Raw genomic sequence first — 390 nt, 5'->3', positions numbered from 1 at the left:
GTTGACGCTTATGGACTACCGATTGCTTTCAGGATCACCGGAGGTGACGTACACGACAGCACTGAGGCACAGGCGCTGATTGATGAGTTGCCAATAGGTGGGGCATTAGTGGCTGACAAGGGGTATGACAGTGAGCGTATCCGTGAGCAGGTCGACGCCAAGGGGATGGACTCAGTGATCCCACGCAAGCGCAACTCAAAGACAGGAAATAGCAGTTTAGACAGAGGGTTATATCGCTATCGCCATCTTGTAGAGAATGCCTTTGCTCGGTTGAAGCCGTATCGCGCCATAGCGACGCGTTACGACAAGCTCAAGCGAAACTACGAAAGCATGGTGGCCTTAGCTTGTGGTTTTTTATGGCTGCCCATGTGAAACGTCAACAGACCCTAG

1 protein-coding gene is annotated in these 390 nt (G+C 52.1%); it reads left to right on the top strand.

Annotated features, from left to right (window positions below):
* On the top strand, nt 1-372 hold a 372-nt coding region (locus tag CCD76_RS19595), incomplete at its 5' end, for an IS5 family transposase (protein ID WP_143543369.1).
* Nucleotides 373-390 lie beyond the last annotated feature (18 nt).

It is taken from the genome of Salinicola salarius (assembly GCF_002179555.1).
GTDB lineage: Bacteria > Pseudomonadota > Gammaproteobacteria > Pseudomonadales > Halomonadaceae > Salinicola > Salinicola salarius_A.
Note: the sequence above shows the minus strand (reverse complement) of the source record. Positions and strands in the feature narration are given on the sequence as shown.